This is a genomic window from Fuscovulum blasticum DSM 2131, assembly GCF_003034965.1.
GTDB classification, from domain to species: domain Bacteria; phylum Pseudomonadota; class Alphaproteobacteria; order Rhodobacterales; family Rhodobacteraceae; genus Pseudogemmobacter; species Pseudogemmobacter blasticus.
The window spans coordinates 96,555-119,619 of sequence record NZ_PZKE01000007.1 but is presented as its reverse complement, the minus strand read 5'-3'; the positions used below and the strand labels follow the sequence as shown (position 1 = coordinate 119,619).

Annotated in this window: 20 protein-coding genes and 1 pseudogene; 15 read left to right on the top strand and 6 right to left on the bottom strand. The window is 62.0% G+C overall.

Annotated elements, in window-relative coordinates; genetic code table 11:
* The first annotated feature begins 165 nt into the window (after nucleotides 1-165).
* The 14 genes from pnp (at nucleotide 166) to tnpC (ending at nucleotide 18,171) form a co-directional block, all read left to right on the top strand.
* The gene (pnp, locus tag C5F44_RS09160; RefSeq protein WP_107673224.1) at nucleotides 166-2,307 is read left to right on the top strand and encodes a polyribonucleotide nucleotidyltransferase; all 2,142 of its coding nucleotides are present in this window, start codon (nucleotides 166-168) and stop codon (nucleotides 2,305-2,307) included.
* Nucleotides 2,308-2,536: 229 nt separating this feature from the next.
* Nucleotides 2,537-3,670: a Fic family protein gene (locus C5F44_RS09155; RefSeq protein WP_107673305.1), complete on the top strand. Its 1,134-nt coding sequence runs from the start codon at nucleotides 2,537-2,539 to the stop codon at nucleotides 3,668-3,670.
* A gap of 185 nt (nucleotides 3,671-3,855) precedes the next feature.
* Nucleotides 3,856-5,154, top strand: coding sequence for a D-amino acid dehydrogenase (locus C5F44_RS09150; RefSeq protein ID WP_107673223.1), 1,299 nt, complete (start codon nucleotides 3,856-3,858; stop codon nucleotides 5,152-5,154).
* Nucleotides 5,155-5,280: 126 nt separating this feature from the next.
* The gene (locus tag C5F44_RS09145) at nucleotides 5,281-6,483 is read left to right on the top strand and encodes a GTP-binding protein (RefSeq protein ID WP_107673222.1); all 1,203 of its coding nucleotides are present in this window, start codon (nucleotides 5,281-5,283) and stop codon (nucleotides 6,481-6,483) included.
* Nucleotides 6,480-6,740 (top strand): DUF6525 family protein, encoded by a 261-nt coding sequence (locus C5F44_RS18085; protein WP_107673221.1) that lies wholly within the window; start codon nucleotides 6,480-6,482, stop codon nucleotides 6,738-6,740. The genes C5F44_RS09145 and C5F44_RS18085 overlap by 4 nt, the downstream gene beginning before the upstream one ends.
* A gap of 149 nt (nucleotides 6,741-6,889) precedes the next feature.
* Nucleotides 6,890-7,090: a hypothetical protein gene (locus C5F44_RS09135; protein WP_107673220.1), complete on the top strand. Its 201-nt coding sequence runs from the start codon at nucleotides 6,890-6,892 to the stop codon at nucleotides 7,088-7,090.
* A 326-nt stretch (nucleotides 7,091-7,416) separates the two neighbouring features.
* A complete protein-coding gene (locus tag C5F44_RS09130) occupies nucleotides 7,417-9,864 on the top strand; it encodes a type I restriction-modification system subunit M (RefSeq protein ID WP_107673219.1) in 2,448 nt (815 codons plus the stop codon).
* A complete protein-coding gene (locus C5F44_RS09125; protein ID WP_107673218.1) occupies nucleotides 9,852-11,093 on the top strand; it encodes a restriction endonuclease subunit S in 1,242 nt (413 codons plus the stop codon). The genes C5F44_RS09130 and C5F44_RS09125 overlap by 13 nt, the downstream gene beginning before the upstream one ends.
* A gap of 35 nt (nucleotides 11,094-11,128) precedes the next feature.
* Nucleotides 11,129-14,215 (top strand): type I restriction endonuclease subunit R, encoded by a 3,087-nt coding sequence (locus tag C5F44_RS09120; RefSeq protein WP_107673217.1) that lies wholly within the window; start codon nucleotides 11,129-11,131, stop codon nucleotides 14,213-14,215.
* Nucleotides 14,202-14,972 carry a M48 family metallopeptidase gene (locus C5F44_RS09115; RefSeq protein ID WP_107673216.1) on the top strand — a complete coding sequence of 257 codons (771 nt, stop codon included), beginning with the start codon at nucleotides 14,202-14,204 and terminating at the stop codon, nucleotides 14,970-14,972. The genes C5F44_RS09120 and C5F44_RS09115 overlap by 14 nt, the downstream gene beginning before the upstream one ends.
* A gap of 118 nt (nucleotides 14,973-15,090) precedes the next feature.
* Nucleotides 15,091-15,648, top strand: a complete 558-nt coding sequence (locus C5F44_RS09110; protein ID WP_107673215.1) for a metallophosphoesterase — start codon at nucleotides 15,091-15,093, stop codon at nucleotides 15,646-15,648.
* Between the two features lie 151 nt (nucleotides 15,649-15,799).
* The gene (gene tnpA, locus C5F44_RS09105) at nucleotides 15,800-16,210 is read left to right on the top strand and encodes an IS66-like element accessory protein TnpA (protein WP_235822586.1); all 411 of its coding nucleotides are present in this window, start codon (nucleotides 15,800-15,802) and stop codon (nucleotides 16,208-16,210) included.
* The gene (tnpB, locus tag C5F44_RS09100; RefSeq protein ID WP_107673213.1) at nucleotides 16,207-16,560 is read left to right on the top strand and encodes an IS66 family insertion sequence element accessory protein TnpB; all 354 of its coding nucleotides are present in this window, start codon (nucleotides 16,207-16,209) and stop codon (nucleotides 16,558-16,560) included. Before tnpA ends, tnpB begins: the two co-directional genes overlap by 4 nt.
* Before the next feature lie 123 nt (nucleotides 16,561-16,683).
* The gene (tnpC, locus tag C5F44_RS09095) at nucleotides 16,684-18,171 is read left to right on the top strand and encodes an IS66 family transposase (protein ID WP_412917540.1); all 1,488 of its coding nucleotides are present in this window, start codon (nucleotides 16,684-16,686) and stop codon (nucleotides 18,169-18,171) included.
* Here the strand turns inward: tnpC and C5F44_RS18165 are convergent.
* Both C5F44_RS18165 and C5F44_RS18325 read right to left on the bottom strand, forming a co-directional pair.
* The gene (locus C5F44_RS18165; protein ID WP_235822585.1) at nucleotides 18,153-18,377 is read right to left on the bottom strand and encodes a hypothetical protein; all 225 of its coding nucleotides are present in this window, start codon (nucleotides 18,375-18,377) and stop codon (nucleotides 18,153-18,155) included. The two genes, tnpC and C5F44_RS18165, sit on opposite strands and share 19 nt — an antisense overlap.
* Nucleotides 18,378-18,414: 37 nt before the next feature.
* Nucleotides 18,415-18,573: pseudogene (locus tag C5F44_RS18325) on the bottom strand (hypothetical protein); the annotation flags it as partial.
* Nucleotides 18,574-18,818: 245 nt separating this feature from the next.
* Here C5F44_RS18325 and C5F44_RS09085 point away from each other — a divergent pair.
* Nucleotides 18,819-20,027 (top strand): anti-phage deoxyguanosine triphosphatase, encoded by a 1,209-nt coding sequence (locus tag C5F44_RS09085; RefSeq protein ID WP_412917539.1) that lies wholly within the window; start codon nucleotides 18,819-18,821, stop codon nucleotides 20,025-20,027.
* A 207-nt stretch (nucleotides 20,028-20,234) separates the two neighbouring features.
* On the opposite strand, the gene C5F44_RS09080 is transcribed toward C5F44_RS09085, so the two are convergent.
* From C5F44_RS09080 to C5F44_RS09065, 4 genes are read right to left on the bottom strand one after another with little or no spacing between them, the layout of a single operon-like run.
* Complete coding sequence (locus C5F44_RS09080) at nucleotides 20,235-21,593, bottom strand: ubiquitin-activating E1 family protein (protein ID WP_107673209.1); 1,359 nt, start codon at nucleotides 21,591-21,593, stop codon at nucleotides 20,235-20,237.
* Between the two features lies 1 nt (nucleotide 21,594).
* Nucleotides 21,595-22,116 (bottom strand): MPN domain-containing protein, encoded by a 522-nt coding sequence (locus C5F44_RS09075; protein ID WP_146161923.1) that lies wholly within the window; start codon nucleotides 22,114-22,116, stop codon nucleotides 21,595-21,597.
* Nucleotides 22,070-22,555 carry a DUF7665 family protein gene (locus tag C5F44_RS09070; RefSeq protein WP_107673207.1) on the bottom strand — a complete coding sequence of 162 codons (486 nt, stop codon included), beginning with the start codon at nucleotides 22,553-22,555 and terminating at the stop codon, nucleotides 22,070-22,072. Before C5F44_RS09070 ends, C5F44_RS09075 begins: the two co-directional genes overlap by 47 nt.
* Nucleotides 22,556-23,044, bottom strand: a complete 489-nt coding sequence (locus C5F44_RS09065) for a hypothetical protein (protein ID WP_107673206.1) — start codon at nucleotides 23,042-23,044, stop codon at nucleotides 22,556-22,558.
* Nucleotides 23,045-23,065: the final 21 nt, after the last annotated feature.

The window sequence follows — 23,065 nt, the reverse complement described above, 5'->3', positions numbered from 1 at the left end:
AACAACACACTTTCAATGCAGGCGCATTTCCTGTATGGCCCGCGCCATCTGTGACGTGACGGCCTGCCCCCGGGGCCCATGCAAAGGATCGGGGGAAGACGGCGGCAATGGGGCCGCCATATGTGGGACCACCGGCAGGGGCCGGGGCCCTAGAGGAAACGATATATGTTCAACGTGACGAAGAAATCCATCCAGTGGGGCAACGAAACGCTCACTCTGGAAACGGGGAAAGTTGCGCGTCAGGCCGATGGTTCGGTCATCGCGACGCTTGGCGAAACCCAGGTCATGGCCAACGTGACCTTCGCCAAATCGCCCAAGCCGGGCCAGGACTTCTTCCCCCTGACCGTGCACTATCAGGAAAAGTATTACGCCGCCGGCAAGATCCCGGGTGGCTTCTTCAAGCGCGAGGCGCGTCCTTCGGAAAAGGAAACGCTGGTCTCGCGTCTGATCGACCGTCCCTGCCGCCCGCTGTTCGTCGAAGGCTTCAAGAACGAAGTCCTGGTCATGGCAACCGTGCTGTCCTGCGACCTGGTGAATGATCCCGACATCGTGGCGATGATCGCCGCCTCGGCCGCGCTCACCATCTCGGGCGTGCCCTTCATGGGCCCGATCGGCGCCGCGCGCGTCGGCTTCTCGAAGGGCGCCTATGTGCTGAACCCCTCGATGGACGACATGCACCAGCTTCGGATGAACCCCGAACAGCGGCTGGATCTGGTCGTCGCCGGCACCAAGGACGCCGTGATGATGGTCGAATCCGAAGCCTATGAGCTGTCGGAAGACGAAATGCTGGGCGCCGTGAAGTTCGGCCATGCCGCGATGCAGCCGGTGATCGACCTGATCATCGACTTCGCCGAGGAATCCGCCAAGGAACCCTTCGATTTCTCGCCGCCCGACCTGTCGGCCATCTACGGCAAGGTCAAGGCCGCCGGCGAAGCGCAGATGCGCGCCGCCTTCGCGATCCGCGACAAGCAGGACCGCACCAACGCCATCAGCGCCGCGGTCGATGCCATCAAGGCCTCGCTCTCGGAAGAAGACCTGGCCGACGCCAACCTTGGCGCCGCGATCAAGAAGCTGGAATCCTCGATCCTCCGCGGCGACGTGGTGAAGAAGGGGGCCCGCATCGACGGCCGCGATACCAAGACCGTGCGCCAGATCGCCGTGGAAACCGGCGTCCTGCCGCGCACCCATGGGTCGGCGCTGTTCACCCGCGGCGAAACCCAGTCGCTCTGCGTCACCACGCTGGGCACCGGCGAGGATGAGCAGATCATCGACGCGCTGAACGGCAACAGCCGCTCGAACTTCCTGCTGCACTACAACTTCCCCCCCTATTCGGTGGGCGAAGTGGGCCGCGTCGGTTCGCCCGGTCGCCGTGAAATCGGCCATGGCAAGCTGGCCTGGCGGGCGCTTCAGGCGGTTCTGCCGGCACCGACCGATTTCCCCTACACGATCCGCATCGTGTCCGAGATCACCGAATCGAACGGCTCGTCCTCGATGGCCACCGTTTGCGGCGGCTCGCTGGCGATGATGGACGCGGGCGTTCCGCTGAAGGCGCCGGTTGCCGGCGTGGCCATGGGCCTGATCCTGGAAGATGACGGGTCCTGGGCCGTGCTGACCGACATCCTTGGCGACGAGGATCACCTCGGCGACATGGACTTCAAGGTTGCGGGCACCGAAAGCGGCATCACCTCGCTGCAGATGGACATCAAGGTTGCGGGCATCACGCCCGAAATCATGGCGCAGGCCCTGGCGCAGGCCAAGGACGGCCGGATGCACATCCTGGGCGAGATGGCCAAGCGCATCTCGGCCCCGCAGGCGTTCAGCGAATACGCCCCCAAGATCGAAACGATGTCCATTCCCACCGACAAGATCCGCGAAGTGATCGGTTCGGGCGGCAAGGTCATCCGCGAGATCGTGGAAGTGTCGGGCGCCAAGGTCGACATCAACGACGACGGCATGATCAAGATCGCCTCGAACGATCAGAAGGCCATCAAGAAGGCCTATGACATGATCTGGTCCATCGTGGCCGAACCGGAAATCGGGCAGATCTACACCGGCAAGGTGGTGAAGCTGGTCGATTTCGGCGCCTTCGTAAACTTCTTCGGCAAGCGTGACGGTCTGGTCCATGTGTCGCAGATCGCCAGCAAGCGCCTGCAGCACCCGAACGAGGCGCTGAAGGAAGGCCAGGAAGTCAAGGTCAAGCTGCTGGGCTTCGACGAACGCGGCAAGGTCCGCCTTGGCATGAAGATGGTCGATCAGGAAACCGGCGAAGAAATCGCCGAGAAAAAGGAAGAATCGGCCGAAGGCTGATCTTCCTCTCCACAGGAACACGAAGGCCCCGGGGGAAACCCCGGGGCCTTTGTCATTTCCGGCGCGTCGCCCCGATAGCGACAAGCCGCTTTGTCGGGGCCCCGCCTATAACAAGAAGCTTTGTCGAACTTGCAGACCAGATCCAGCTACAACAAATGGCTTTACCCTATATCAGACTCACACTAGCCTTGTTGTCATATCCATATGTCCGTTCAAGGTACGACAAATGATGGAAGCGCACCTGAAAGAAGCCGTAGCCTATCACTATGGCGCATTTCCCCCTGAAAACCTGCGCTTTCAGGAACTGCTGGACCCGGTCTTCGAAACCGGCAACGCGCTGTCCCGTTACGATCAGATGCTTGCGGCCATGCACAACAGTGAAATCCTGCTGGCGCCCCTGCGCAACCAGGAGGCCGTGATCTCCTCGCGGATGGAGGGCACGATTTCGACACTGGATGAAATCCTGCGGATCGAGGCCGAGGAGAGCGAGGCCTCCGAAGAAACCTTCCGTCAGGCCCGGAGCGAAGCCGTCGAAACCTTCCTCTACACCCGCGCCCTTCAGCGCGTTCAGCGCGAGATCGAAGCCGGGCGCCCGCTTTCCGAGGCCATGATCAAGCAGGCACACCAGATTCTGCTCTCGTTCGGCAGAGGCGCCACGAAGTCACCCGGCGCCTACAAGACCGAACAAAACTACATCGGCGAAAGACGGCGCTCGGTTTCCTTCGTGCCGATCAATCCGATCGCCCTGCCGCAGGGGATGGAGAACCTGTTTTCGTTCATCACAACCAGCAAGACCAATCCGCTCCTGAAAACCGCTCTTGCCCATGTCGAATTCGAAGCCCTGCACCCGTTCAAGGATGGAAACGGCCGGATCGGCCGTATGCTCATCACCCTCATGCTCTGGACCTCGGGCCTGATCAAGCAACCGCACTTCTATGTCAGCGCCTACTTCGAACGCTACAGGGACGATTACATCGACATGATGCGCCGCGTGTCCTCGGATGCAGAATGGACGGAATGGTGCGTGTTCTTCCTGAACGGCCTGCGTGAACAGGCCGAGCGAAATATCATCGTCGCCCAGAAGATCTTTGATCTCTACAGCGCCATGAAACTGCGGTTCCGCGAAGAGCTGAAAAGCGAATGGGCAACCGACGCGCTGGACTTCATGTTCGCAAACCCCAGTTTCAAGAACAGCAAGTTCACCAGTCATGACCGCATCCCGCCGCATGTTGCCGCCAGCATGACACGCAAACTGCGCGAGACCGGACTTCTGTCCCAGATCGTCCCCGGATCGGGCCGGAGACCGGCAATTTACGGCTTCAAGCCCCTCATCGACATCGTCCGTCACGAGACCGAGGAATAGGCAGGCAAGCCAGCATCCAGCGTGAGACTATTGCTTCATATCACGCAAACAAGCACGATACTTCTGCACTATATGACTTTTGCAGAAGAACATTCTGACTTCACTGGAATCTCGCCACATCTTCACCAAAACATTTCTCGCGCCTGCGATATTTTGTCCCAATCTTTCGCGGACAGGAGATTCCCATGCGTGTCGTCGTCCTTGGTGCCGGTGTCGTCGGTATCACCTCGGCCTGGTATCTGGCCCGTCAGGGCCATGAGGTGACGGTGATCGACCGCCAGCCCGGCCCGGCGCTGGAAACCTCCTTCGCCAATGCGGGCGAGATCAGCCCCGGCTATGCCAGCCCCTGGGCCGCCCCCGGCGTGCCGCTCAAGGCCTTGAAATGGCTGTTCCAGCGCCACGCGCCGCTGGTCATCCAGCCGCGCCCCGACCCGGCCATGATCGAATGGCTGCTGCGGATGCTGGGCAACTGCACCTCGGCCGCCTATGCGGTGAACAAGTCGCGCATGGTGCGGCTGGCGGAATATTCCCGCGATTGCCTGATCGAACTGCGCGCCGAAACCGGCATCACCTATGACGAACGCACCAAGGGCACGCTGCAACTGTTCCGCAGCGAAAAGCAGGTGGCCGCGGCCGAGAAGGACATCGCGGTGCTGAAGGCCGATGGCGTGCCGTTCGAGGTGCTGGATGCCGACGGCTGCATCGCCGCCGAACCGGGTCTGGCCGCGAACCGCGACAAGATCGCCGGCGGCCTGCGCCTGCCGGGCGACGAAACCGGCGACTGCTTCCTGTTCACCAACCGGCTGGCCGGCATGGCCGCCGAACTGGGCGTCACCTTCCGCTGGGGCGTTGACATCCGCCGGCTGGACAGCGACGGCCACCGCATCACCGCCGTTGACACCAGCGCCGGCCCGATTGCCGCCGATGCCTTCGTTCTGGCCCTGGGCAGCTATTCGCCCGCGCTGGCCCGCCCCTTCGGGATGCGCCTGCCGGTCTATCCGATGAAGGGCTATTCGCTGACCATCCCGATCACCGACGAAACCCACGCGCCGGTGTCCACCGTGATGGACGAAACCTACAAGATCGCCATCACCCGGCTGGGCGACCGCATCCGCGTCGGCGGTCTGGCCGAAATCGCCGGCTTCTCGAACAGCCTGCCCGCCCGCCGCCGCGCCACGCTGGAACTGTCGGTCTCAGATCTGTTCGGCAAGGGCGGCGATTTGTCCCGCGCTACCTTCTGGACCGGGCTGCGCCCGATGACGCCCGATGGCACGCCGCTGGTGGGCCGTTCGACCGTGCCTAACCTGTTCCTCAACACCGGCCACGGCACGCTGGGCTGGACCATGGCCGCCGGGTCGGGCCGCGTGCTGGCCGACATGATGTCGGGCCGCACGACCGAGATCGACACCTCGGATCTGGGCTATGCCCGCTACCAGCGCAAATCGGCCCGCCCCGCGCCCCGCGCGCAGGCCGTTCCGGCCTGAGAGCCATCCCCCTACTCTGACCGCGCCCGTCCTTCCCCACCGGAAGGGCGGGTGCTGTCTTGTGGGCTTGCTTCTGCTGTGCGCCCCAGATATGTTATAGTATAACATATCCAGCATAGGCCACCCATGCCCGACACCCGCCTTCCCGTCACCGTGCTGTCCGGCTTCCTGGGGGCCGGCAAGACCACGCTGCTGAACCATGTCCTGAACAACCGTCAGGGCCGCCGCGTGGCCGTCATCGTCAACGACATGTCCGAGGTGAACATCGACGCCGACCTGATCCGCGAAGGTGCCGAACTCAGCCGGTCGCAGGAAAAGCTGGTCGAGATGACCAACGGCTGCATCTGCTGCACCCTGCGCGACGACCTGCTGACCGAGGTCCGCCGCCTGGCCGCCGAGGGGCGTTTCGATTACCTGCTGATCGAATCCACCGGCATCGCCGAACCCCTGCCCGTCGCCGCCACCTTCGATTTCCGCGATGATCAGGGCCGCAGCCTGTCAGACCTCGCGCGGCTGGATTGCATGGTCACCGTGGTCGACTCGGTGAACCTGCTGCGCGATTTCTCCAGCCACGATTTCCTGGCCGACCGCGGCGAAACCGCGGGCGAAGGCGACGAACGCAGCCTTGTCACCCTGCTGACCGAACAGATCGAATTCGCCGATGTGATCGTGCTGAACAAGGTCACCGACGCCGGCCCCGCCCGGGTGGACGCCGCGCGCAAGATCCTGCGCGCGCTGAACCCCGACGCCCGCGTGATCGAGACCGACCGTTCGCAGGTTGCCCCCGAGGCGATCTTCGACACCGGCCTCTTCGATTTCGACGCCGCCCACCTGCACCCGATGTGGGCAAAGGAGTTGTACGGTTTCGCCAACCACACCCCCGAGACCGAGGAATACGGCATCTCCTCCTTCGTCTACCACGCCCGCGCGCCGTTCCACCCCGCCCGCATCCATGCCGCGCTGAACGGTGACCTGCCTGGCGTGATCCGCGCCAAGGGGCATTTCTGGATCGCCACCCGCCCCGACTGGGTGGCCGAGTTTTCGCTGGCCGGCGCCCTGTCCACCGTGTCGCCGCTGGGCCGCTGGTGGGCCAGCGTCCCGCCCGACCGCCTGCCCACCCACCCCGAGGCGCAGGCCGAAATCGCCCGCCACTGGGCCGAACCCTGGGGCGACCGGCGGCAGGAAATCGTGTTCATCGGCGCCGGCATGGACCGCGACGCGATCTGCGCCCGCCTGAACGCCGCATTGGTGCAGGCCGCCGATTTCACCCCCGCCGCCTGGGCCACCCTGCCCGACCCGTTCCCCAACTGGCGGCGCACCGCGGCATGACCAACCTCACCTCTCCGCGCGCGCGATGGCGGAACGTCGATCCCATGGCAGCCTATGATCGCCTGCCCCCTGATCTGCGGCGATGGCTGGCCGGGGCCGCTCTTCCGTGGAGCGCGGCCTCGGTCCTTCGCCTGTGGAAAAGGGCGCTGAAGGAAACCGGCTGCCCCCAGGCCGCGCGCGACCGATTGGCCCGTGCCGAACAAAAGATCCTGGCGCAGGAGGCGGCAAGGGTCTGGGGGGCAGCCTATCCTGCATAAACGGGCGACGGTCGCCAAGCTGTCGTTCACACCTCTCAGGGGGGCGGCTTGCGTGCAGGAATTCAAGATGCGCGAACGGGTCATTTGCCCTAAGGATAGGGGGGTTCTGCTTTGGCGTTGCTTGCCAAGCGCATTGTGAAAGGTTCGACATGTCTTTGCGCCATTGGAAACAAGCCCTGATCGGCGCCGTGATCAGCAGCTTTTCCTGCCTTGTCCTGGCAAGTTCGGCCACCGCCCAATCCTGCCCGGACTTGCCCGGCTTTGCCCCGCTGGACAGCCTGCCCGTCTATGACGGCGCCTGTCTTTTCGGGGCCGAGGATGCAGGCTTCACTGTCAGGCGACACGGGTAAGTATCGCAGCCGGATTCTCATGACATTGATATTAAATGACTTTATTCCTTCTGCGACATGGTGGGTTATCTCAAACGACATCCGAATTTATCTCAGTTTGGAGATTTCCTCAGTCTTTGGCCAATGCCACCGACTGAATCCTCGGAATTGGAGTTGTAACGGGGCGGCCGTGTCGTGGATGCGTAGACCCGCTCCCCGACTCCGCCCAAAGCTTACGCACCGTATCTGTGCGGATCATGCAGAAGCGATGGTTTTGCGGTCTGTCAATCCTGCCCTTGAGCCCGTATCAATCTGGAAACTTGCGGGAATTCGAGCGGGAGCCATCCATGGCCATCAAGAAGAGCGACATCTACCGATCTCTTTGGCAGAGCTGCGATCAGCTCCGCGGCGGCATGGATGCCTCGCTCTACAAGGATTACATCCTCACCCTCCTCTTCGTGAAATACGTGTCCGACCGTGCTGGCCAGCCCGACGCGCTGATCGAGGTGCCGCCCGGCGCGTCCTTTGCCGACATGAAGACCCTGCGCGGGTCCAAGAACATCGGCGAGGGGATGGACACGATCATCGCCCGCATCGCCGAGGAGAACGACCTCAGTGGCGTGATCGACCGGGCCTTCTTCAACGATGCCGAGAAGTTCGGACGCGGCCAGAAGATGATCAACACGCTGACCGCGCTGATTAACATCTTCAGCAGAGAAGAGTTGAACTTCTCGAAGAACAGGGCCGACGGCGACGACATCCTCGGCGACGCCTACGAATACCTGATGCGCAACTTCGCGACAGAGGCGGGCAAATCCAAGGGACAGTTCTATACCCCGGCCGAGGTCTCGCGTGTAGTCGCCGCCGTGGCGGGCGTCAGCCGCGCGACCAGCCCGAAACAGACGGTCTATGACCCGACCTGCGGCTCGGGCTCGCTGCTGCTGAAGGCCGCCGAGACCGCCCGCGTGCCGATCACCGTCTTCGGCCAGGAGATGGACATCGCCACCCGTGGCCTCGCGCGCATGAACATGATCATGCACAACCGCGCCACGGCCGAGATCGCGCAGGGCGATGTCATCGCCGAACCGCACTTCCTGGCCGACGCCCACAGCCTCCAGACCTTCGATTTCGTCGTCGCCAACCCGCCCTTCTCGGCCAAGGCCTGGGCTGCGGGGCTGACGGCCGAGACGAAATACGGCCGCTTCGACGATGGCGAGCCGCCCGCCAAGAACGGCGATTTCGCCTTCCTGCTGCACATCCTCGCCTCGATGAAGGCCACAGGCTCGGGCGCGGTCATCCTGCCGCACGGCGTCCTGTTCCGCGGCAATGCCGAGGCGAAGCTGCGCGAGAAGATCCTGAAACGCGGCTACATCAAGGGCGTCATCGGCCTGCCCGCCAACCTGTTCTACGGCACTGGCATCCCCGCCTCTATCATCGTGCTCGACAAGGCGCAGGCCACCGCCAACCGACCCGTTTTCATGATCGACGCGTCCAGGGGCTTTATCAAGGACGGCCCCAAGAACCGCTTGCGCGAGCGCGACATCCACAAGATCATCGACGCCTTCACGCGCGAGCAGCTGATCCCCGGCTATTCCCGCCTCGTCCCCTTCGACGAAATCGGGCGCAACGACTTCAATCTGAACATCCCCCGCTACATCGACGGGTCCGACCCTGAGGATCTTCAGGACATCACCGCCCACCTCCACGGCGGCGTGCCGGAGCGGGACATCGACGCCTTGGGCGAGTTCTGGGCCGTCATGCCCACGCTGCGCGCCACGCTGTTCGGGCCGAACCTGCGCCCGGGCTATGCCGATCCGCTGGTCGCACCCGACCAGGTCCGCGCGACCATCCGCAACCATTCTGATTTTGCGGCCTTCCGCGCGCAGGTCGCGGCCATCCTGGACGGCTGGATCACCGCCAACACCCCCCTCCTGATGGGCATCAGACAGGGCGACCACCCGCGCGACCTGATCCACACCATAGCCGAGGACATGCTGATCCGTTTCGACGCGACCCCCCTCGTCGACAAGTATGAGGCCTATCAGCGGCTTATGTCCTATTGGGCCGCCACCATGCAGGACGATGTGTTCATCATCGCGGGCGGCGGCTGGCTGGTGGCGCGTGATCTGCGCGAGGCGCGCAAGGAAACCAGCGACGACGGCAAGGTGAAATGGCTGGAAGAGGGCGACCTGACGGTGAACAAGGTCCGCCTTGTGGCCGACGTGATCCCACCCGCCCTAATCACGGCGCGCTTCTTCGCGGACCTGAAGGCCGAACTGGATCAGGCCACGGCCCGGGCCGAGGAGCTGGGGCGCGAGATCGAGGAGCTGGCCGAGGAACACGGGGCCGAGGGCGGGCTGTTCGAGGAACTGATGGCCGATGGGGCCAAGCTGACGGCGGGCGGGGTGAAGGCGCGGCTGAAGGACAGGGGCCTGGAGCCGGATGAGAAGGCCCTGCTGAAACAGGCGGCCCGGCGGTTCGAAGATGAGGCCGAGGCGAAACGCGCGGCGAAAGAGGCCGAGGCCCGTCTGACCGAGGCCGTGCTGAAGAAATACCCCACCCTGACCATGGGCGAGATCCAGAACCTTGTGGTGCAGGACAAATGGCTGGCCGACATCACCGCCGCCATCGGGGCCGAGGTCGAGGCGCGGACGGAGACGCTCACCGCCCGCGTGCGGGTGTTGACCGAACGCTATGGCCAGACCCTGCCGCAGATCATGCAGGATCTGGCAGGGCTGGAGGCGCGGGTGGCCGGGCATCTGGCGGCGATGGGGGTGGCGGGATGGTTGAAGTAAGCACGCCGCCGCCGCTTCCAAGGGGCTGGTCATGTCGTCATATCGGCGACGTTTGCACCATCTTCGGTCGGATTGGCTTTCGAGGTTACACGGTTGAAGATATTGTCCCAGAGGGTCAAGGCGCAATTTCGTTAAGCCCTTCAAACATCCAAAGAAGCACACTCATCCTAGAGAAATGCACTTTCATTTCATGGGAGAAGTGGGAGGAGTCACCGGAAATAAAGATTGAGAATGGCGACATTTTAATCGTTAAGACCGGTTCAACTGTTGGAAAGACGGCCCTCGTCAAAAACCTTACCGAGCCTGCCACACTGAACCCGCAGCTTGTTGTGCTAAAAAAGCGCCGTATCAACGAAACCTTCTTGGGCTACGTTGCAGCTTCTGAGAATTTTCAGAACCAATTGGCTTCCACAGCGGTTGGCGGCGCACTGCCAACTCTGTCTCAGAAGGAAATCGCTTCTTATGTCTTTCTATGTCCCAACGACCCCAACGAACAACAGGCCATCGCCGCTGCGTTGTCGGATGCGGATGGGGTGGTGGCGGGGTTGGAGCGGGTGATCGCCAAAAAGCGCCTGATCAAGCAGGGCGCGATGCAAGACCTCCTCACCGCCCGCCGCCGCCTCCCGGGGTTCTCGGGGGAGTGGGAGGCGGCCACCTTATCAGAACTTGCCGACATTCGATCGGGAGGAACCCCGAGCACGTCAGACGCGACTTTGTGGGATGGTGACATTGCGTGGGTCACCCCGACAGACATCACGGCCTTGGATGGACGAAAGTTTCTGAGCGGCACGACCCGAACCATCAGCCGTGCAGGTTTGCGCCAGTCCTCAGCCGAACTGCTGCCAGAGGGCACCATCGTGATGACTTCCCGCGCCACGATTGGGGAATGCGTCATTTCGGCGATCCCCCTGACTACTAATCAGGGCTTCAAGAACTTCATTCCCAAGGATCGCGCCGACCGGGATTTCCTCTATTACTTGCTGATGAGCCAGAAAAAGGGGTTCATCGAATTGTGCTCTGGCAGCACCTTCCTCGAAATCGGCAAGACGCAGTTAACCGGCTACACGGTTCGGGTTCCTGAAACCAAGAAAGAACAAGAAGCTATCGCCGCCGTCCTCTCCGACATGGACGCCGAAATCCAGACCCTCGAGTCCCGCCTCGCCAAGGCGCGGGCGGTGAAGGAGGGGATGATGCAGAATCTTTTGACAGGGCGGGTCAGGCTGGTCTGACTCAGGTAACAGTATTTTAAGGGGGGGGTATTTCCATGGCCATCGGCGATCCGGAACGCGCCACACAGAACCGCATGATCGCGCAGCTGTGCGGCGATACCTCTGGCAAGGTCGGCGGCCTCGGCTGGCGTTACCTTGGCGACTGGCACAAGCGCCCCGAAAAAACCGGACAAGCCAACGCCAATATCGAACCCTCCCTGTTGCGCCCCTGGCTGCTCGCCCGTGGCCATGACCCCGAGGTTGCAACCAAGGCCATTGCCGAATTGCAACGCGCCGCCCGGATGGACGGGCTGAAGCTGTATGAGGCGAACCGCGCCACCTATGACATGCTGCGCTATGGCGTGCAGGTCACCCCCGGCCCAGGCGAGGCCCCTGTTACCGTGCGCTTTGTCGATTGGGACAACCCTGCCGCCAATGATCTGGGCGTGGCCGAAGAGGTGGCCGTCACGGCGAAGAACCCCAAGGCCTACAGCAAGCGCCCCGATCTGGTGATCTATGTGAACGGGATCGCTATGGGCGTGGTGGAGCTGAAGAAATCCACCGTCGATCTGGGCGAAGGCATCCGCCAGACGCTGGACAACCAACGCCCCGAGTTCATCCGGCATTTCTTCACCACGGTGCAGATCACGTTCGCAGGCAACGACATGCAGGGCCTGCGCTATGCCGCGATCCAGACCCCGCAGCCCTATTGGCTGGCGTGGAAGGAAGAGAGCAAGATCGTCAATCCGCTCGACCGCGATGTGGCGCAGATGCTGGCGCCCGCGCGGTTTCTGGAACTGATCAACGATTTCATCCTCTTCGATGCGGGGCAAAAGAAGGTCGCCCGCCCCAACCAGTATTTCGCCGTGAAGGCCGCACAGGTGGCCGTGGTTGCGAAGAAGGGCGGGATCATCTGGCAGACCCAAGGCTCGGGCAAGAGCCTGATCATGGTGATGCTGGCCCGCTGGATCCGCGAGGCGCGGCCCGATGCCCGCATCCTGGTGGTGACGGACCGCAAGGAACTGGACGAACAGATCGAGGCGGTTTTCGGCAACACCGGCGACAAGGTGCGCCGCGCGAAATCGGGCGCCGATCTGTTGGCGGCATTGGCCGACCCAAAGGACCGGGTAGTTTCTTCGCTGGTCCACAAGTTCGGGCGGCAGGAAGAGGATGAGCTGGGTGCGATGATCGCCGACATCCAGCGTGGCCAGATCGGCGCACCGGTGGGCGAGTTCTTCGTCTTCATCGACGAGGCGCATCGGACCCAATCGGGCAAGCTGGCCCGGGCCATGCGGACGATTCTGCCGGAGGCGGTGTTCTTCGGATTCACCGGCACGCCGCTCCTTAGGTCGGACAAGCAGACGTCGCTCGAGGTGTTCGGCCCCTACATCGGCACGCCCTATCGCTTCAACGAGGCGGTCGAAGATGGCGTCGTGCTGGATCTGCGATACGAGGCGCGCGACATCGACCAGCGCGTGGCCTCACCCAAGATGATTGACGAATGGTTTGAGGCCAGGACCAAGGGCCTGACCCCTGTAGCCAAGGCAACCCTGAAACAGCGCTGGGGCACGCTGCAGCGCGTGCTGTCCTCAAAGGATCGCCTGGAACAGATCGCCAACGACATCATCATGGACATGGAGCTGAAGCCGCGCCTGAAGGCGGGCCGCGGCAACGCCATGCTGGTGGCGGGATCGATCCCCGAGGCGTGCAGGCTGTTCGAGATCTTCCGCAATTCCGGCTCGGACTTGGCCCAGAAATGCGCCATCGTCACGTCCTATACGCGCAACGCCTCGGAACTGACAGGGGAAGAGGCCGGTATGGGCGAGACCGAAAAACAGTTCGTTTATCGCGTCTATGACCGGCTGATGACCGATCTGGGCACGGATGAAGAGGCCTACGAGGCCGAAGCGCTGCGGAAGTTCCGGAAGGAACCGGCGCAGATGAAGCTCCTGATCGTTGTCAGTCGCCTGCTGACCGGCTTCGATGCGCCGACGGCGACCTACATCTACATCGACAAGCAGATGCGCGACCACGGGCTGTTCCAGGCAATCTGCAGGGTGAACCGCCTGGACGGCGACGACAAGGATTACGGCTATGTCGTCGACTACAAGGACCTGTTCAAGAACATCGAGACGGCCGTCGAAGACTACACGTCTGGCGCCTTCGACGCTTTCGATGCGGCCGATGTCGAAGGGCTGATTTCCTCGCGGGCTGAAAAGGCGGGCGAGGCCCTGATGACCGCGCGCGATGCGTGGTTCGGGCTGCTGGACCCTGTGGAACAGCCCAAGGGCGACGACCAGGTGCTGGCCTATTTCTCCAGTCCCGGAGGGTGGGAGACCGATCCGCAGGCCGATGAAAAGGCACGGCGGCGTCAGGCTCTCTACAAGCTGGCCGGGGCTTATGCCCGTGCCTTTGCGTCGGTGGCGGATGATCCTGCAGCCTCGGGGGTCAATGACCTGCAACTGGCGCAGTACCGCAACGAGGTGGAACGGGCGATTTCGATCCGCGATGCGGTGCGCCTACACAGCGGCGATGCAGTTGACATGAAGCAGTTTGAGCCTGCGATGCGGCACCTGATCGACACCTACATCAAGGCCGACGAATCCGAGGTGATTTCGCATCTGGACGACATCAGCCTGATCGATCTGGTGGCGAGCAAGGGAGCTGCAGTCGAGGGAGAGTTGCCGAGCTCCCTGAAGAATAAGCGGGAGAACGTGGCCGAAGCCATCGAGAACAACGTGCGCAGACTGATCATCGACGAAACGCCGGTGAACCCGAAGTTTTACGAGCGGATGTCGGAGCTGCTGACCGACCTCGTCAAGAAGCGCAAGGACGACGCCATCGCCTACGCGGAATACCTGGAAAAGATCGCGGAATTGGTCAGGGCGGTAAAGGCGGGGCACGGCAGCGAATACCCGTCCACCATAACCACGCCGGGGCGCAAGGCGCTCTACGACAATCTCGGTCAGGATGAAGCCGCGACCATGGCGGTTGATGAGGCAATCCGAAGCACGGCCCAGACGGGATGGCGCGGCAACAAGATGAAGGACCGGATGCTGCGGCGAAAGCTGCTCGAGATCCTCGACACGGAGGATGCGGTAGATAACATCATACAGATCATCCGGTCGCATGATGAGTACTGAAGTTATCGAGATCGCGGGTCTTTCTGTGGAACTGGTCCGCAAACCGATCAAGAACCTGCATATTGGAGTCTATCCTCCTGCCGGTCGCGTGCGGGTCGCTGCGCCTCCAGCAATCAGCGAAGACGCTGTCCGCGTCGCGGTAGTGACCCGGCTCGACTGGATCAAGAAGAAGCAGCGCGAGTTCGAAGGCCAGGCCCGGCAATCTGAACGCCGGTTTGTTTCTGGGGAAACCCATTACCTGTTTGGAAAACCGCTTCGACTTCTGGAAAAGCCGACGACAACGAAAAGTTGGATGATCCTGCCCGAAACGTCAGGTCGATTGACAATGGTTGTTCCCGAAGGGGCAACTGCTGATCAGAAAGCGCGGTGGTTTGCAGTCTGGTCACGGGAACAATTGAGAGAGCGGGCAGAGCCGCGCATCGCGAAATGGGCGGATCGGCTGAGCCTCCCAAGGCCCTGGTGGGGAATGAAGCAAATGCGAACAAAGTGGGGAAGCTGTAATCCTGACAAAGGGTTGGTTTGGATCAACCTAGAGCTTGCCAAAAAGCCGTTGTCTGCCCTGGATTACGTCATCTTGCATGAAATTGCGCATTTCATATCCCCTCGTCACGATGCTGCTTTCGTGAATCTTCTGGACCGGAACATGCCGGGATGGCGGCAGATCCGGGCTGATCTCAATGCTCTGCCTTTGCCTACCCAACTAAGCCAGCAACGCCGGGCATCACAGGTTGGGAGCGTTAATCTGGTAGGAGCATGATGGGCAGCACGAATGGCGTAGAAAGTGTGGCCTGATTCACGTCTGGCCAGAAACAAAACGAACCGGCGGCGAGCTAAAGCTGTCCCGGCAGAAGGCAGGCTCCGGCCTGATGTGAGTGATGGACCATTGGTACACCGCCGACCTGCATTTTGGTCACGACAGCATCGTCACGAACGCGCAGCGCCCGTTCCGCGACACCAGCCACATGGACTCTGTTCTTGTTGAGCGGCTTTGGGACAAAGTCGGCCCCGGGGATGACCTCTGGATCGTTGGCGACTTCGCTTTCGGCCCGAAGGCGAAGGACGAGGACTGGTTGCTGAGCCTCTTCGGCCAACTGCCCGGCGCGCGACGGCATCTGATCGTCGGCAATCATGATGGCCCGCTGACGCAGGCGCTGCCGTGGGACAGCGTCTCGTGGCTGGCCGAGGTTGATGATCCCGCAGGCGACAAGCCTGTCACGCTCTGCCACTACCCGATGATGACCTGGAACCACGCCCGGAAAGGTGCGCTGCATCTGTTCGGCCATGTGCATGGCAACTGGCAGGGCACCACCAACAGCGTGAATGTCGGTGTCGATGTCTGGGGCTTTTACCCTGTCACCCTGATTGACGCCGCCCGCCGCGCAAAATCCTTGCCGCAGCACAGACACTGGAAGGATGTGGAGCCGCGCGCCTAGAGAGCGGACTCAATTGATCGCAACCAGATCCTTGCGGAGGCGAGGGCGACGGCGGCGAGGAAGTTGGTCGCATGTTTGTCGAAGCGGGGTAAGCGTTTCCAGCCTCCCACCTTCCGGCTCTCATCCTGATCGGTTCTTTGGACTTTGGTGATTGTTGGAATGGATTTTCTCCATGGAGACTACATTGGAGGTTTTCCCGGTTGGCGGTCGCGGCCGTCGGAACCGGAAGTGGCCTGATGAGGTGAAGGCCCGGATCGTGGCGGAGACGCTGACGCCGGGTATCACGGTGAATTCTGTCGCGCGGCGTCATGGTGTTCCGGCGAACCACGTTTCGGCGTGGCGGACGCTGGCGCGCAAAGGGCGGCTGGTGCTGCCGGCGCCGGAGGATCCGGTGGAATTTGCATCGTTGATGATTGGCCCGGTTGGTGATGGACCGCGTTGTGCCGTGGGCGCCGCGGACCGGCCTGAGATCATCGCGGGCGCGGTGGCTATCCGTCTGGAAACCGGAGCCTCGGCGGAGCGGATTGCGTCGGTCGTGCGCGCCTTGGCTGCCAGCCCATGATGTTCCCGTCGAACCGGGTTCGGATCATGGTCGCGACAAAGCCCATCGACTTCAGAAAGGGTCATGATGGCCTGGCAGCGCTGGTGTCGTCTGTGCTGCGCAAGGATCCGTTCACCGGGGCGGTCTTTGTCTTCCGCTCGCGTAAGGCGGACAGGCTGAAGCTCTTATACTGGGACGGCACCGGCCTCGTGATGGCCTACAAAAGGCTGGAGGATGCGACGTTCACCTGGCCCGCGATCAAGGACGGGGTGATGGCGCTGAACCATGCCCAGTTCGAGGCGCTGTTTGCCGGGCTGGACTGGCGCAAGGTAAAGGCGCTGGAGGGGCGTCCACCGGCTGCGGCAGAGTGAACCAACCATTTGGTTTTGCGTGTTTTTGCGGGGATATTATGGTAGCTCCAGCCCATGCAAACCGCACCCGTCATCGACCTTTCCACCATCCCTGCCGCGCAACGTGCGGCTGTTCTGGCGTTGATGGAAACCGTGGCGGCGCTGACGGAAATCACCCGTCGGCAAGAGCATCTGATCGCTGAGTTGAACCATGCCCTGCATGGCAAGCGGTCGGAAAAGCTGTCTGAAGATGAACGGCAGTTGGCATTCGAGGATCTGTCCATCGCGCTGGCCGAGGTTGAAGCGGAAAAGGAAACCCGCGCCGCCAAAGCAGATGACAAGGCGAGCAAACCCGCCCCCAAGCGCACTATCGGCAATCTGCCGGCCGCGTTGCCGCGCATCGAAGAGATCATCGAACCCGCCAGCCTGATCTGCCCCTGTGGCTGCGGTGTCATGCACAAGATCGGCGAAGACCGCAGCGAACGGCTGGACATCGTGCCGGCCCAGCTGCGCGTCATCGTCACCGTGCGTCCGAAGTATGCCTGCCGGTCCTGCACCGACGGGGTGACCCAAGCCCCTGCGCCGTCTCACCTGATCATGGGGGGCCTACCGACCGAAGCGACGCTGGCCCATGTGCTGGTCAGCAAGTATGCGGACCATCTGCCGTTATATCGGCAGAGCCAGATCCTGGCGCGCGCGGGCCTTTATCTGCACCGCGCAGTCTTGGCCGACTGGGTCGGCAAGGCTGCGTTCCACCTGAAACCCATTGTCGACCGGCTGGCTGAACATCTGAAGCGGTCATCCAAGCTGTTCATGGATGAAACCACTGCCCCGGTGCTGGATCCGGGGCGCGGTGTGACAAAGACCGGATACCTTTGGGCGCTGGCCCGCGATGACCGACCGTGGGGCGGCGAGGACCCGCCCGGCGTGGTCTACTTCTATGCCCCCGGCCGCGCGGGAGAGAATGCCGAGACCTTCCTCACCGGCTTCGACGGCATCCTGCAGATTGACGGTTACACCGGCTACAACCGCCTGACCAAACCATCCCGCAAGGGCGGCGCGCCCATTCGGGTGGCCCACTGTTGGGCGCATGCACGGCGCAAACTCAAGGAAGTCTTTGACCGCGACGGATCGGAGATCGCCGCCGAGGGGCTGCGCCGCATCGCCGAACTCTATGCCGTCGAGGCCGACATCCGCGGCATCTCGCCCGGCCAGCGCCTCTCCGCCCGTCAGGCCCGCACCGCGCCGCTGGTGGCCGCCTTCGGCGACTGGCTGCAGGCACAACGCCGCAAGATCTCCGCCAAATCCCGGCTCGGCGAAAAGCTCGCCTACATCCACAATCACTGGGACGGGCTGCAAACCTTCCTGACCGACTGCCGCGTCGAAATCGACTCCAACAGGGTCGAAAACCTGATCCGCCCGATAGCCCTCAATCGCAAAAATACGCTCTTCGCCGGCCATGACGAAGGCGGCATCGCCTGGGGCCGCATCGCCTCGCTGATCGAAACCTGCAAGATCAACGGCATCGAGCCATTCGCCTATCTCAAGGCAACCCTGACCGCGATTGCCAACGACCATCCGCAAAGCCGCCTCGACGATCTGCTACCGTGGAACTACACGCCGTCAAGATAAGCTACCCGTGATCCCCAGCGAACGCTTACGAAGCGGGTGGCGATACGGCGGAATTGCTTGAGTTTGCAGAAGAACCGCTCGATCAGGTTGCGTCGGCGGTAGGGGTCCGGGGGCACGCTGCGTTGCAGGCGGACGCGGCTCTGGGTGGGGATATGCGCCGTGCCGCCGCGGGCCGCCACGGCGTTCGACCAGCGCGAGGCTGTCATAGCCGCGATCCGCGACCACGATGCCTAGCGGCAGGGCGTCCAGCAGGACGGGCGCCGCAGTCTTGTCCGATGCCTGCCCCGGCGTGAGGTGAAGTCGGACCGGCTGGCCGTCGAGGATCGCACGGAGCGTGGCATCGATGTAGTCGACCGGGTTAACCGCATCCCGCTTGAACTCGTCGCTGTGTATCGCTGCCATATCCGGTCTCCTTTATGGCGAGTATCGCTCTCAAAAGACCGGAACGAAACCGGTGCAGGTCCACTCCGGACGCTCGCCCGCAATAGAGATGTTGCAACGCAGCTTCCTCATCACTGCCATTGAAGGGATTTGCTATTCGATCTAGAATCTACCTCGAGTATTTGCTCTAGGACATCCCTATGACCTCTAATGTTGCCTTTTTCCAAGAACGTCTGCACGAAGATCAGCCCAACCGTTCAAACGATATGCGGTCACCATTTCAGAGGGACCGCGCGCGCATAATGCATTCGGCGGCATTTCGGCGGCTGCAGGGTAAGACACAGGTGATGGGTGCTGGCGAAGGTGATTTTCATCGAACTCGCCTGACACACTCCATCGAAGTGTCCCAGATCGGCTATGGTCTACTCGAAGCTCTAAATTTCAAGAAAGCCACCTTCTCCAAGGATGTGCAAGATTGGCTGCCTGCGCGTGATCTGATTGAAGCAGCGTGCCTCGCTCACGATCTTGGGCATCCGCCCTTCGGGCACAAAGGAGAACAAGCGCTGCACAGGGCCATGTTGTGCCATGGTGGATTCGAAGGAAACGGGCAGACCCTTCGCATTCTCACGAAACTTGAGAAGTACAAGGCGCGAGGGAAAGGGCTGTATCCGACGCGTCGTTTGGTTCTCGCGGTGCTGAAATATCCGCGCTCGATGAAATCTTTCAACCTCGCTGACTATGTGAAGAAGCCGCCTAAATCGTACCACGAAGACGAGGAAAGCGTTGTGGAATGGGCGCTTGATGGGTTTTCCGTTGCCGATCAAAAGCAACTGGTAACATCAGCCGACGGCAAAGGGGCCCATCATAGCCTTGACTGCAGTATTCTCGAACTCGCTGATGACATTGCCTATGGCATTCATGACATCGAGGACATTGTCGCGAGGCGTTTGGCAACTGAACGTGAAGTCAAAGAAGAGATAACCAAAGCGTTCAAAATTGACGGCAGTTGCCTGCCTGGACTTGATGCAAATGTGGTCTGCGAAGGCCTGCTTTCTGACAGCTTCCGCAGAAAGCAGATAATTGCTGAGCTTGTGAATCTGTTTATCACCAATGTGACGCTTACAAAGCACAGTTCATACGACCACCCGCTTTTGATGTTCAACGCGGCTCTTCCGGAGCCTCATGCAAGGCTGTTGGATGCCTTAAAGGGGCTGGCCTACGAACTCGTGATCCGGAAGGCGAAGGTGCAGCAGCTTGAGCGTCGCGGTCAAATGATCGTGGCGCGTCTGTTTGATACGTTGATCTCAGATCCAGAGAGACTCATTCCTCAGTCATCTTGGCAAGATGGGTGTCGGGAAAGCTCCACAGAGCGTCGTGTATGTGACTACGTCGCTGGGATGACTGACAGCTACGCCGAGCGTCTCTACAAGCGCCTTTTCCACCCGGGTTTTGGTAGTAGCGGAGACGAATTATGAACGCGTCTGGCTGGGTGAAGAAAGAGTGGATCGACCAGCCTACGGCCGATACACGACATCCTCAAGAGCGACGTCTGCTTCGCGCCGCCGTGCCGGCCTTATAGCCATAGGTCTGAGAGTCCTGAAAATCAGACATTTGCGCGGCGCTGTCCAAACTGCGCCTAAGCACTAAGAATGGAAATTGGTTGCTCCGTTTAATTTGCATGCTCAGCTTGCAGCTCGGCAGAAGGCGAATTCGTAGACTTTTGGCGTCCCGAAGCAAACCTCAATGTCCTCAAGGCAGTTAGTGGAACCAGCGATCACCTCGTAGGACGCCCCCCCATTCAGGCGGCGCAAAAGTTCTGAGATCACTAGCGTCGCGGCCACTAGGCCGACGAACGGAACTCCGACGGTTCGTGACGCCAGCTGCGCGAGGCCGCATGCATCAACGCCCTTGTCCTTGAGGTTGGCGTAGGCCGGCATGTGCGATACGTCCGGCGTTTCCACGGACAGCGTCGTCGGCCAAAGTTCACTTGCTCGGTGAGGCCCGGGAAAGGTGTGCATGGCAAAATTGCGGAAGCTCTGCGGGCCAGCACCCAACCCGGACTCGAAAACCAGGTCGAACCCCGCATCTTCCAGAGCGGCACGGGCGGTTGCGTTGTCCACCCCGCACAGCGCCACGGCGGGTTCATCGGCCTGACGCTGCGTCCAAGCGCCGAACCGGCGCTCTTCGAGATACGTCGTGAAACCCCGCGCCTCCAACCACTCCGCCCCGCGCCGCGTCTTCATCCCACCCAGAACATCTAGGTTGGTGAGAATGGAGGTGCTGTCATTGGAAAGGGCCAAGCGGTCGAAATCCTGCAACACTAGTTCCAGCCCGCCGGGCGGGTAAGGCAGGCAAGCCAAGAGCCAAGAATAGGCCTGACCGAGATTCCCCAGACCGATGAGCCACAATCGCGAGGGCAGGAACGCCAGAGCTGGCTCCGTCTCGTCGGCCTCGGTCCAATCGGATCCCGGACGCCAGAGCGAGAGACCTGAGGCGCGTTTCCCGGCCAGCGTGTGATCACCAGCATGAAATGCGAAAACCTCGGCCGCGCATACTGCCGACGCCAGGGCCGGCGCCAGCGGCATGACCACATCATCATTCATCGCCCAACCATCTCGGACGGGGACGACGCCGGCGCGCCAGCCCTGCCAGGTCACGCGCCAAGCGCGTGCCCGAGGCGTCTGCATTTCGACTGAACCAATGACCGCCACTGGCCAGTCGGACCGGGCATGCGACGCAATTCGCCCGCCAAGGTTCGATACCGCATGGGCCAGGCTGGTCTCCAGCGCGAGCCCGGTAAGGACCGGCGTATCGGCCAACCCGACGATCTCCACGCCCGCCAGGAACGTGCGACGCGCCAGGTTCACCAGGGTAAGCAGGGCAACCTGCGCGGCCTGGCTCGTCTGGATTTCGGGACCGACAGCGATGGTGAGCCCGAAGGACTTCAGGAGATCCATGGCCTCCTCGGTCGTCTGCACGCGCCCGCTGTCCATGAAATACTTGGCGGTGCGGTGCAGGGAGATGTGAAGCGGGTCAGTCATGTCAGCTCCATAGGCCGGTGTAGAAGAATCCACGGCGCACCCGTGGGGAGCGGTCGTGCCATTGGTGGTCGCCTCGGTATTCGTAGATACCCACCTGATCCCAGCGGATCGGCGCGATCGCGAAATCGGGCAGGATCAGACCGACATGGCCGGCACGGGCCACCATTGGGTTGGTTCTGTCCGCTTTGCTCTGGATCGCCCGCCCACCATGCGTGTGGACGTCAGCCACAACGGTAAGCTTGCGCTCCCGGCAGAGCGACCAGAGCTTTGCGAAAGCGGGGGCGTGCAGGACGCAGACGCCGGTCGAATACGCCTGCGGTTCGAGGTCATCGTAGAAGACGACATCGGTCACTTCCCGACGGTCACCGTTGGCGTGACCCAGAAGGAAGGCTCCTGCTTCATGGACCCGCTCTCCCCGGCGGTCGAGCTCGTGCGTTACCGCCTCCCACAGCCGCCGGGGGCAACTCACGCGGTGACTAGGCGCTACGAACGCCCGAATAGTCGCCTTGATGGAAAAGGTCATAGATTTGCTCCAGGTAACAGATGATCCCGCGGCGCGGCTGCCAGAGCCGACTGGGATGTTCGTTGCGCCAGTTGTCATGGCCTTCGATGGAGAGGCGGTCGCAGGGCAGGTAAAGGCACTGGCCGCCCTTCCAATCGGGCCGAAAGATGGACGGAAGGATTGCTCTGCCCGTCGGCCACTGGCTGAATGGCAGTGGCCGGTTAGCCAGGACGTCCCACGGCTGAGCCGTCGCCGGGTTCTGGCGATAGCCCGAACACTCGAAGCGGAACCCGTACTCGCCGGGCGCGCCAGGCCGTGCATCCGCAGTTACAGCGATGATCACCTGCGGCCAGGTGGTGGACACATGTCTCCAGCGGCCCTCGATCTCGCCGCACCGGAACTCCGGCGCGGCGAGATCTTGTTCGAGGAGCAGCCGGTCCGGTGAGACCGCGACGTTCATTTAGCCCTCGACGCGCTTTTCGGGGACGAGGTCGAAGCACACCGAGCTGGCCGAGGCCTTGGTCAGCTTGTGCAGCGGCGTGTCGGTCGCCGGCCGGTCCGTCGAGTTGCAAAGCTGGAGCACGTGCTCGGCGGCGTCGTGGTGGTTGAGTTTGAACTTCTCCACCGCCCAGGACTTAACCTTCTTGACCCGCGCGCCTGGGGCGAAGGTTCGCTCCTCGGTCTTGTCGAGGTAGTGCGCCGTCACATTAATCTTGCGGCACTTGGTGACGTGGATGCGGCAGCCGCGCTTGATGGGCGGCAGGGGCTCGTGTTGCTTGTGCATCAGCGGCTCTTCCTCCTCATCAACGAAGATGAAGTTGTCCTCGGCGAGTTCGATCCCGAGCGCGGCGATGGCGCGGTGCAGATGCTCGTGGGTCGGGTCCTGCGGCAGTTCGGCCTCGATGAGGCCTTCCCGCTCATGAACCTGGATGAAAACAATGGTCGCCATGGTCGATCCTTTCCGGCGCCT

What these genes read in the sequence shown, in the direction of transcription:
- C5F44_RS09130 (WP_107673219.1), top strand. Translation starts at nt 7,417, where the DNA reads ATGGCCATCAAGAAGAGCGACATCTACCGATCTCTTTGGCAGAGCTGC.
- C5F44_RS09120 (WP_107673217.1), top strand. Translation starts at nt 11,129, where the DNA reads ATGGCCATCGGCGATCCGGAACGCGCCACACAGAACCGCATGATCGCG.
- tnpB (WP_107673213.1), top strand. Translation starts at nt 16,207, where the DNA reads ATGATGTTCCCGTCGAACCGGGTTCGGATCATGGTCGCGACAAAGCCC.
- C5F44_RS18085 (WP_107673221.1), top strand. Translation starts at nt 6,480, where the DNA reads ATGACCAACCTCACCTCTCCGCGCGCGCGATGGCGGAACGTCGATCCC.
- C5F44_RS09150 (WP_107673223.1), top strand. Translation starts at nt 3,856, where the DNA reads ATGCGTGTCGTCGTCCTTGGTGCCGGTGTCGTCGGTATCACCTCGGCC.
- C5F44_RS09115 (WP_107673216.1), top strand. Translation starts at nt 14,202, where the DNA reads ATGATGAGTACTGAAGTTATCGAGATCGCGGGTCTTTCTGTGGAACTG.
- C5F44_RS09075 (WP_146161923.1), bottom strand. Translation starts at nt 22,116, where the DNA reads ATGACCTTTTCCATCAAGGCGACTATTCGGGCGTTCGTAGCGCCTAGT.
- C5F44_RS09085 (WP_412917539.1), top strand. Translation starts at nt 18,819, where the DNA reads ATGCGGTCACCATTTCAGAGGGACCGCGCGCGCATAATGCATTCGGCG.
- C5F44_RS09125 (WP_107673218.1), top strand. Translation starts at nt 9,852, where the DNA reads ATGGTTGAAGTAAGCACGCCGCCGCCGCTTCCAAGGGGCTGGTCATGT.
- C5F44_RS09080 (WP_107673209.1), bottom strand. Translation starts at nt 21,593, where the DNA reads ATGACTGACCCGCTTCACATCTCCCTGCACCGCACCGCCAAGTATTTC.
- pnp (WP_107673224.1), top strand. Translation starts at nt 166, where the DNA reads ATGTTCAACGTGACGAAGAAATCCATCCAGTGGGGCAACGAAACGCTC.
- C5F44_RS09155 (WP_107673305.1), top strand. Translation starts at nt 2,537, where the DNA reads ATGGAAGCGCACCTGAAAGAAGCCGTAGCCTATCACTATGGCGCATTT.
- C5F44_RS09110 (WP_107673215.1), top strand. Translation starts at nt 15,091, where the DNA reads ATGGACCATTGGTACACCGCCGACCTGCATTTTGGTCACGACAGCATC.
- tnpC (WP_412917540.1), top strand. Translation starts at nt 16,684, where the DNA reads ATGGAAACCGTGGCGGCGCTGACGGAAATCACCCGTCGGCAAGAGCAT.
- C5F44_RS09065 (WP_107673206.1), bottom strand. Translation starts at nt 23,044, where the DNA reads ATGGCGACCATTGTTTTCATCCAGGTTCATGAGCGGGAAGGCCTCATC.
- C5F44_RS18165 (WP_235822585.1), bottom strand. Translation starts at nt 18,377, where the DNA reads ATGACAGCCTCGCGCTGGTCGAACGCCGTGGCGGCCCGCGGCGGCACG.
- C5F44_RS09135 (WP_107673220.1), top strand. Translation starts at nt 6,890, where the DNA reads ATGTCTTTGCGCCATTGGAAACAAGCCCTGATCGGCGCCGTGATCAGC.
- C5F44_RS09145 (WP_107673222.1), top strand. Translation starts at nt 5,281, where the DNA reads ATGCCCGACACCCGCCTTCCCGTCACCGTGCTGTCCGGCTTCCTGGGG.
- C5F44_RS09070 (WP_107673207.1), bottom strand. Translation starts at nt 22,555, where the DNA reads ATGAACGTCGCGGTCTCACCGGACCGGCTGCTCCTCGAACAAGATCTC.